General features: G+C 66.5%; 10 protein-coding genes. 1 reads left to right on the forward strand and 9 read right to left on the reverse strand.

Translation table 11 applies throughout. The annotated features are described in order from the left end of the window. Nucleotides 1-6: 6 nt before the first annotated feature. The 7 genes from AB3X86_RS03885 to gspG all read right to left on the reverse strand — a co-directional run bounded on the left by AB3X86_RS03885 (nt 7) and on the right by gspG (nt 5337). Nucleotides 7-510 carry a type II secretion system protein M gene (locus AB3X86_RS03885; protein WP_368594975.1) on the reverse strand — a complete coding sequence of 168 codons (504 nt, stop codon included), beginning with the start codon at nt 508-510 and terminating at the stop codon, nt 7-9. Then, nucleotides 507-1916 (reverse strand): type II secretion system protein GspL, encoded by a 1410-nt coding sequence (gene gspL, locus AB3X86_RS03890; RefSeq protein WP_368594976.1) that lies wholly within the window; start codon nt 1914-1916, stop codon nt 507-509. Before gspL ends, AB3X86_RS03885 begins: the two co-directional genes overlap by 4 nt. Before the next feature lie 28 nt (nt 1917-1944). Then, the gene (gene gspK, locus AB3X86_RS03895) at nt 1945-3057 is read right to left on the reverse strand and encodes a type II secretion system minor pseudopilin GspK (protein WP_368594977.1); all 1113 of its coding nucleotides are present in this window, start codon (nt 3055-3057) and stop codon (nt 1945-1947) included. Nucleotide 3058: 1 nt separating this feature from the next. Then, a complete protein-coding gene (locus AB3X86_RS03900) occupies nt 3059-3733 on the reverse strand; it encodes a type II secretion system protein J (RefSeq protein ID WP_368594978.1) in 675 nt (224 codons plus the stop codon). Beyond that, on the reverse strand, nt 3711-4154 hold the full coding sequence (gene gspI, locus AB3X86_RS03905; RefSeq protein WP_176369922.1) for a type II secretion system minor pseudopilin GspI: 444 nt from the start codon (nt 4152-4154) through the stop codon (nt 3711-3713). The genes AB3X86_RS03900 and gspI overlap by 23 nt, the downstream gene beginning before the upstream one ends. 1 nt (nt 4155) lies before the next feature. Then, on the reverse strand, nt 4156-4695 hold the full coding sequence (locus tag AB3X86_RS03910) for a GspH/FimT family pseudopilin (RefSeq protein WP_176380599.1): 540 nt from the start codon (nt 4693-4695) through the stop codon (nt 4156-4158). A gap of 177 nt (nt 4696-4872) precedes the next feature. Further along, a complete protein-coding gene (gspG, locus tag AB3X86_RS03915) occupies nt 4873-5337 on the reverse strand; it encodes a type II secretion system major pseudopilin GspG (protein WP_176380598.1) in 465 nt (154 codons plus the stop codon). Between the two features lie 136 nt (nt 5338-5473). Here gspG and AB3X86_RS03920 point away from each other — a divergent pair, with 136 nt between their 5' ends. Then, nucleotides 5474-5887 carry a hypothetical protein gene (locus AB3X86_RS03920; RefSeq protein WP_368594979.1) on the forward strand — a complete coding sequence of 138 codons (414 nt, stop codon included), beginning with the start codon at nt 5474-5476 and terminating at the stop codon, nt 5885-5887. A gap of 76 nt (nt 5888-5963) precedes the next feature. Here the strand turns inward: AB3X86_RS03920 and gspF are convergent, their stop codons facing one another. Together gspF and AB3X86_RS03930 are read right to left on the reverse strand one after the other, a co-directional pair. Then, nucleotides 5964-7181, reverse strand: a complete 1218-nt coding sequence (gene gspF / locus AB3X86_RS03925; protein WP_368594980.1) for a type II secretion system inner membrane protein GspF — start codon at nt 7179-7181, stop codon at nt 5964-5966. 4 nt (nt 7182-7185) lie between these two features. Next, nucleotides 7186-7807, reverse strand: a 622-nt coding sequence (locus AB3X86_RS03930) for a GspE/PulE family protein (RefSeq protein WP_368594981.1), incomplete at its 5' end; no start/stop codon positions are given.

The following is a 7807-nucleotide window of genomic DNA, read 5'->3' on the forward strand; positions in this document are numbered from 1 at the left end:
GCGTCGTTATTTCGTGCTCGACGGTTGCAGCGCGACCGTCAGATCCACCTGGCCGTCGTCTTTCAACGCGGTGATATGCGCCTCGGAGACCTGCACCTTGAACTGCTTTCGCACGTCATCGACCCACGCGGTCCAGGCCGGAAACGCGACGTTTTTCATCTGCACCTGCACCGCGTTGCCGACGAACTGCACCTGCGTCGCGGCGAGGCCGTGCTCGCTGAGCGATGCGGAGAGCGCGTCCTTCAGCGCCGCGCCGGTCGGCGCGACACCTTGCGCGGCCGCCGACAGCGAACGCGCCTCGTTCGCCTGCGCGGTCATCTGCGCTAGCTGCCGCTGCAGGCTGGGCAGCGATTGACGCAAATGCGCGCGGCCTTCCTGCGCGGGCGCCCATAGCACCGACCACGCGATCGCCACCGCGAGCGCGGCGCCGCCCCACGTCAGCAGCGCCTTTTCGCGATCGGTGCGCTGGTCCCAGAAGCCAGCCCATGTTTGAGCGAGTTCAGCTTTCATTGTCCGTTCCTGATGGTCCACTTGCCGGTGCTGCTGTCGATCGCGCCGGTCAGGCCGTTGCGCGCGAGGCGCTTGGCGAAGTCGGGGTCGACCTTGATCGCGGGTTTGAAGGTCACGTCGAGGCGGTGCTCGTGATAGTCGAGCGCGGCGATGCCGTTGACCGGCAGCGGCGGCAACGAGCGTGCGAGGCCGTCGGCGAGCGACAGGAAATCCTCTGGCGACAGCTCGCCCGCCGCGACGCGCAGCTGTTGCACCTGACGCGCCATCTGATCGGGCGCGTCGAGCACGACGGTCGTCTTCGGGAACGTGTTGAGCAGCAGCTCCGTCATCTGCGCGTTGATCGCGTCGCGCTGACGCGCGAGCATCAGCCACTGCACGTTCGCGCCGATGATCGCGACGACGAGCGCGGCGACCGCGAGAACGATCGGCAAACGCAGACGCCGCAGCGTCGCGCGATCGAGGCGCCACGGCTGCGACGCGAATTCGAACTGGCACAGGTCGAAGCGGCATTCGAGCGCGCGCCGAGCGAGCTGCTCGAACGGCAGCGGACTCGCGCCGTGGATATGCGAGGCGAGCCGCGCGGGACTCGTCGTGGGGTGGTTGGGCTCGTTACCCGGCACTTCGGTCAGCATGTACAGCGACACCGGCGCCGCTCCCGCCAGTGCGGAGAGCGTCGCGTTCACCGCATTGGCCGGGGCCGCGAGACCCTCGCCCTGCACGCCGCGCGCAATCGCCAGTTCGACGCGCGGCACGCCGCTGTCGACCGCGCCTTCGACCAGCAGCGGGGGCGCGGTCTGCACGACCGCACCGAGCACCGCGGCCACCATCGGCACGATGGACGGCGCTTCGGGCGCGACCACCGGCGCGACGCCCGGCAGCGACGTCGCGACGCTCGCCGCGCCAGCCATCACCGGCTCGCGCGCCTCGGCGGTTTCGTCGACGTTCGCGGCGACTTCGATCACCGGCGCCGGCGGCAGGCAACGCGTGACCGGCACCGCGCGCAGGCTGCGATGACCGGCCGCCGTGAACGCCTCGCAGATGAAACGGAACCAGCCGCGATCGATGATCGCGAGCAGGTGCCGGCCTTCCCCAAGCCCCTGCGGATCGACCGCGATATGACAGGTCTGCGGGTCCTGGATCAGTTGATCCTCGACGATATTGGGCAGCGCCTGGCGCAGCTTCGGGCCGCGCAGCGGCGGCAGCGTCGCGGGCATCAGCAGCAGGTCGCGCGCGGCGACCATCAGCACCGTCGTGTTCGCGCGCGGCAGCAGCGCGAGCGCCGAGCGCCCGGCGCGCTGCGTGCGCTCGGCCTTGTCGAGCAGCACGAACGGCAGCTCGGGCAGTTGCCACTCCTGCGAGGGCACCGCCGGATCACGCGGCGGCAATAGGACGATCAGCGTGCTCAAAGGCCACTCTCTCTGTGGATTGCGTTATTCATAGTTGGTCTTGTACCCGCACGATACGCGTAGTGTGAGTCAGCGGATCGCGATAGACGAGTGTCGTGCGATCCACTTCGGCGCGCTCGTGCTGCACACTGCCGTGGACTAAAAAGTAGCTCGAATTGACGTCGAACTGATTCGGATCGATCGACGCCGATTGCACGCCGGCGGCGGCGGTCAGCGCGAGCTGCACGTCGCCGGCGTTGCGGAAAAACACGGTCTGGCGCCGCGCGACCAAGGCCTGCGCCTGCGACACGGTCATGCCCGGCACCACCGCCGCGATCACTTCGGCCGACGCGGTGTTCATGTTGATCGCGGTGACGGTCGGCAGCACGGTGACGAACGGCCGCAGCTTTGCGACGATCTCCGGTGTGTAGCCCGGAATGTCGAGCAGCGAATCGACGCCCGTCATCAAGAGCGGCGCGACCGCCACGTTGTCTTCGCCGTCCTCGATGCCGGGCTGGTTCGTGAAGTTGCCGCCCCTCATCCCGCCGCCGCCGACCTGCGGCGAGCTGCTGATCGACGTGCCGGTCTGAAAGCGCGTCGCCGATTGCGACAGCCCCGCGCGCACGTGCAGCGCGGTCACTTTGGCGAGCTGCCCGCTCAGGCCGAGCGATACCAGCAGGCGCTGATACGCGGCCATCTGCTCGGCGCTGATTTGCGTCACGCCGGGCGCCGGACTCGCGACCAGATTGCGCAGATTGAATCTGGACTGCGCGTCCTCGATCGAGCCCGACAGGTACGTGGCCGCGCCTTGCTCAGCGCGCACCTCGCCGATCTGGCCGAGAAAATCCGACAGCCGCGTTTTCGCGATCGGCACGCCCCACAAGCCGCCCAGATACGTGATGCCCGCCGACGTGTCGCCTTCGGAGCGCAGGATCAGCCGGGTCCAGTCGAGCGCGCCGCGCGCGACCCATTGCGCCTGGGACAGCAGCCGCTGATTCTCGATGCGGCGGATCTGCACCTGCTGGCGCCACAACATGCCGGACACGAGGATCGCCGACAACGCGACGACGAGCAGCGCGCTGATGATGGCGGCGCCTCGCTCGCGTGCACGTGCGCGCGAAGCGGATGGGGACTTCTTCGGCAACGACGAGGAGAACGTCATGTCATTCTCCGACCAGAAAAACGCGCGTGACCGGCTTTGCAAGCGATGTCGCGCCGATGCTGACCTGGAGCCCCGTCACCGAGCGCTGCATCGGCGCATTGCCGAGTTGCGGCACCTTCAGATTGTTGACGGCCTGGTTCATCGCGGTTTGCACGTCGTTCATCTGGATGGTCCAGCCGAGCTTCGGCACATACATGCGCGCCGAGATCGAGCCGACGCCGCCCATTAGCGGCACCGCGGTCCAATCTTCGTCGCTGCCGTGCAACGCGCGCCGCAAGTCGCCGACGTTGCCGATCGGCGGCGACGCATAGCGCACCACGCGGCCGTTCGAGATCTGATAGCGCACCACCTGCAGACGCGGCGCGGTGCCCGGCAGCACCATGTGCCGCACGATCTGCAGCGTGTTGCCGGAGACCGAGACCGCGGCCTGGCTGGCTTCGTCGTCGCTGGCGGCCTGGCGCGCGTCGATGCGCATCTGGTCGAACAGCTGGGCGAACACCCGCTCGTCTTCCATCGCGTTCGTGATCGTCGAGCGGGCACGGATGATCTGATCGAGCCCGCGCCACGACAGCACGGCGATCACCGCGAGGATCGCGATCGCGACCAGCAGTTCGATCAGCGTGAAGCCGCGCGCGCCGTAACGGCGGCGGCGCTCACAGCGAGCGGTTGATTTCATTCGCGACCACCGTGACCATCTGGGCGAGATTGCCGGACTGGCCGGGCATCGTCACCATCACTTCGACACGGCGAAACACCGGATTCGGCGTCGCCGTCACATGCTCGGTACAGCGCAGTTGCAGATTGCCTTGCGAGCAATCGAAGCTCGTCGAGCCGATGTCCGGCCATGCATGCTTCAGATGCAGGTCCGCGAGCGCGTTGTCCGCGCTCCAGCCGGCGAGCAGACGCCGGTGCAGATCCGCTTCGCCGCTCGCCAGACTGCCGACCGCGCGCAGCGACGCGGCAAGCGCCACCGCGATGATGGCGAGCGCGACCAGCACCTCGATCATCGTGAAGCCGCGCTGGTTGCGGCACGCTATAGCGCGCGTGTTGCAAAGAGAAGAGGCATGGGCGGGCCTGCCATAACGTCGCATCCGCATGTCAGCGCACCTCGTAGCGGCCATTGCCGGTACTGACGATCGTCGCCTGTCCGGCCGCCGAAAACAGCGTGACCTGCACCGGCACGTCGATCGCCTCGGTACCGAACACGATGCGATCGGCGTGCGAATCCGAACCCGGGAAACTGATCGCGACACTGGTGACGCCGCCTTCCCACTTACGCGGCCCGAGCAGATCGTCACGCAACGGACGCCAGCCGTCCTGGGTGCGCTGATCGAAACGGAAGCCGCCTTCGAACGGCTGCCACGCGATCGGCCGCGCCCGCACCTGCGCTTCGTCGCCAGCCGATTCGAACAGCAGCGCGAGACGCTGCGCTTCTTCGTTCAGATCGGTGCGCGGATTGCGGGTCATCGTCAGCGCGGTCAGCGACACGAGCAGACCCGCGATCACGAGCACGACCATCATTTCGAGCAGCGTGAAGCCAGCCGCGCGGCCGCGGCGTTGCCGGGAGCGCGGCCGTGAAGCCGTACACGGAGTGTCCACACGGGACTTGCAAGCGGACGTGCGCATAGTGCCGGCCATCGACGATCAACGAATATTCAAACAGCAATGCATCGGTGAAGCACGCACGCTTCGTCGCGCCACGCAAATTGCGGCGCGGCGGGCAGGGCGCCCGGTGAAACCAGCGGCCAACCCAGTGGCAACGAGGGCGCGTGCGTGAACATCATCGAGCCTGGCGGGATGCTCTGTTCAGCGTGCTTATTGCCAGGACCCGACGTCGGCATCGTTGCCTTCGCCGCCAGGTTTGCCATCGGCGCCGTAGCTGAACACATCGATCTCACCGTGCACGCCCGGATTCAGATACTGATACGCATTGCCCCACGGATCATTCGGCAGACGCTCGAGATAGCCGCCGTCCTTCCAGTTGTTCGGCACAGGGTCGGTGGACGGTTTTTCGATCAGCGCGCGCAGGCCCTGTTCCTGGGTCGGATAGCGGCCGTTGTCGAGGCGATAGAGTTTCAACGCCTGCATCACGGTGCCGATGTCCTGCTTCGCGGCGACGCGCCGCGCTTCGTCCGGACGGCTCATGATCTTCGGCACGATCAGCGCGGCGAGAATGCCGAGAATCGCGATTACGACCATGATTTCGATCAGCGTGAAGCCGCGTTGACGACGGCCGCGTGAACCCGCGTTGTCAGCGCGGCGAATGGTCGACAGTTGCATAGCTTGCTACCTCTTTTCAGGTGAAATTTTCGGCTCGGGTTGTCAGATTGAACACGCCGGGCCGGTCATTTTAATGTCATGCAGTTGAAGGCTTTCAACCCACCGCAATATTCACAATAGTCCGTACAATGTGCGCATGAACGCCATCCAAATCCGCCTCCTGTCGCTCGCGCTGTTCGCCGCTTTCTGCGCGACGCTCACCTACTGGGTCATCACGCTCACCACGATGTCCGGCGCGCCGCTGCCGGCTGCCGCCGCACACGCGCAGGTCTCGACCGACCAGGCCGCGACGCTGTTCGGCGGACAGCTCGCGCGCAACGTCAATCAGGACATCCATCTGTTCGGCATCCTCGCGTTGAGCGAAGGCGCCGCGGCGATCGTCAGCGTCGGTGGCGAGTCGCCGCACGCGGTGTCGCTCGGCAGCACGCTGATGCAAGGCACCAGGCTCTCCGAAGTTCGCGCCCGCTCGATCATCATCGACCGCAACGGCGCCCACTCGGAAATCTTCCTGCCCGCCAATTCCAGCGGTCCCACCATTTACGTGCGCTGAAACTTGAAGCGGTTGCGCGGCTGATACGGCACGCCGCGCAAATCCTTTCTCTTCCTTCCTCGCGCTACGGCTACCGCTACTGCACGAGGTTGTTCAGCTCGATGATCGGCAGCATCACCGCAAGCACGATCACGAGCACCACGCCCCCCATCGCCAGAATCAGCAGCGGCTCGAGCAGGCTCGTCAGGAACATCGTGCGACGCTCCAGCTCCCGCGCTTCGCCGTCGGCCGCGCGATCGAGCATCGTCGTCACGTCGCCGGTCGCTTCACCCGAGCGGATCAGGTGCACGAGCACCGGCGGAAACGTCTTCGTGTTGCCGAGCGCGCGCGACAGCGACGTACCTTCGCGCACCCGCACGATCGCATCGTCGATGTTCTCGCGCATTGCGTTGTTGCTGAGCGTATCGGCCGCGGCCTGCAACGCGCGCAGAATCGGCACGCCCGCCGCGGTCAGAATGCCGAGCGTGCTGGCGAAGCGCACGGTGTTATAGCCGCGCACCAGCTTGCCGAGCAGCGGCGCGGTCAGCAGCCAGCGGTCGAAGGCAAGACGCGGCCCCGGTTGCCTGAGCGTCGCGCGCACCAGATAGACGACCACGATCACGCCGATCAGCAGCGCCCACCACCAGTGCCGCACGAAACCAGACAGCGCCATCATCACGATCGTCAGAAACGGCAGTTGCTGCTTGGTGCTCGCGAACACGTTGACGACCTGCGGCACCACATAGCTGAGCAGGAACGTAACGATGCCGAACGCGATGATCGTGACGATCGTCGGATACGTGAACGCCAGCACGATCTTCTGCTTCAGGGCATTGCGCTGCTCGATGTAATCGGCGAGCCGCGACAGCACCAGTCCGAGCTTGCCCGTGTGTTCACCGGCCGCGACGAGCGCCCGGTAGATCTCGGGGAAATCCTTCGGATGCTGCTGCAGCGCGTTCGCAAGCGAATGACCGCCGAGCACTTCGGCGCGAATCGCCGCCATCAGCTCGCGGATGTAGTCGCGCTCCGACTGCTCGGTCAGCACCGAGAGCGCTTCGTCGAGCGGCAGGCCCGCGATCAGCAGACTCGCGAGCTGCCGCGTCAGAATCGCCTGCTCGCGCTGCGACAGACGACGCCCGAGCGCGAGCCGCTGATTGCGCTCGCCGCGCGTGCGCGACGCCGCCGGTTCGACGACGAGCGGCGTGAGTCCCTGCGAACGCAGGTTGGTGCGCGCGCCGCGCGCACTGTCGGCGTCGAGCACGCCTTTTTGTGCCTTGCCCGCCGTGTCGATCGCTTCAAAACGGAATGCCGGCATGCGCTTATGCTCCGCCTGTCACGCGAATCACTTCTTCGAGCGACGTCAGTCCCGATGCGAGCCAGCGCTCCGAATCCTCGCGCAGCGTGCGCATGCCTTGGGCGCGGCCCGCTTCGAGAATTTCGGCATCGGCCGCGTTGCGGTGGATCAGCGAGCGGATCGTTTCGTCGATCAGCAGCAGCTCGTAGACGCCGCGGCGTCCCGCGTAACCCGACTGGCCACAACGGTCGCAGCCGACCGGATGCCAGCGCTTGCTGCCGTCTTCTTCGGTGCGCTCTTCGCGGCACACCGGGCACAGTCGCCGCACCAGCCGCTGCGCGAGCACGCCGAGCAGCGACGAGGCGAGCAGATACGGCTCGACGCCCATGTCGGTCAGACGCGTGACGGCCGATGCCGCGTCGTTCGTGTGCAGCGTGGCGAGCACCAGGTGGCCGGTCAGCGATGCCTGCACCGCGATCTGCGCGGTTTCGAGGTCGCGGATTTCACCGATCATGATGACGTCCGGGTCCTGACGCAGAATCGAGCGCAATGCGCGCGCGAAGCTCATGCCGATCCGCTCGTTGACCTGGGTCTGGCCGATGCCGGACAGGTCGTATTCGATCGGGTCTTCCACCGTCATGATGTTG

It is taken from the genome of Paraburkholderia sp. BR14374 (assembly GCF_040948685.1).
GTDB classification, from domain to species: domain Bacteria; phylum Pseudomonadota; class Gammaproteobacteria; order Burkholderiales; family Burkholderiaceae; genus Paraburkholderia; species Paraburkholderia youngii.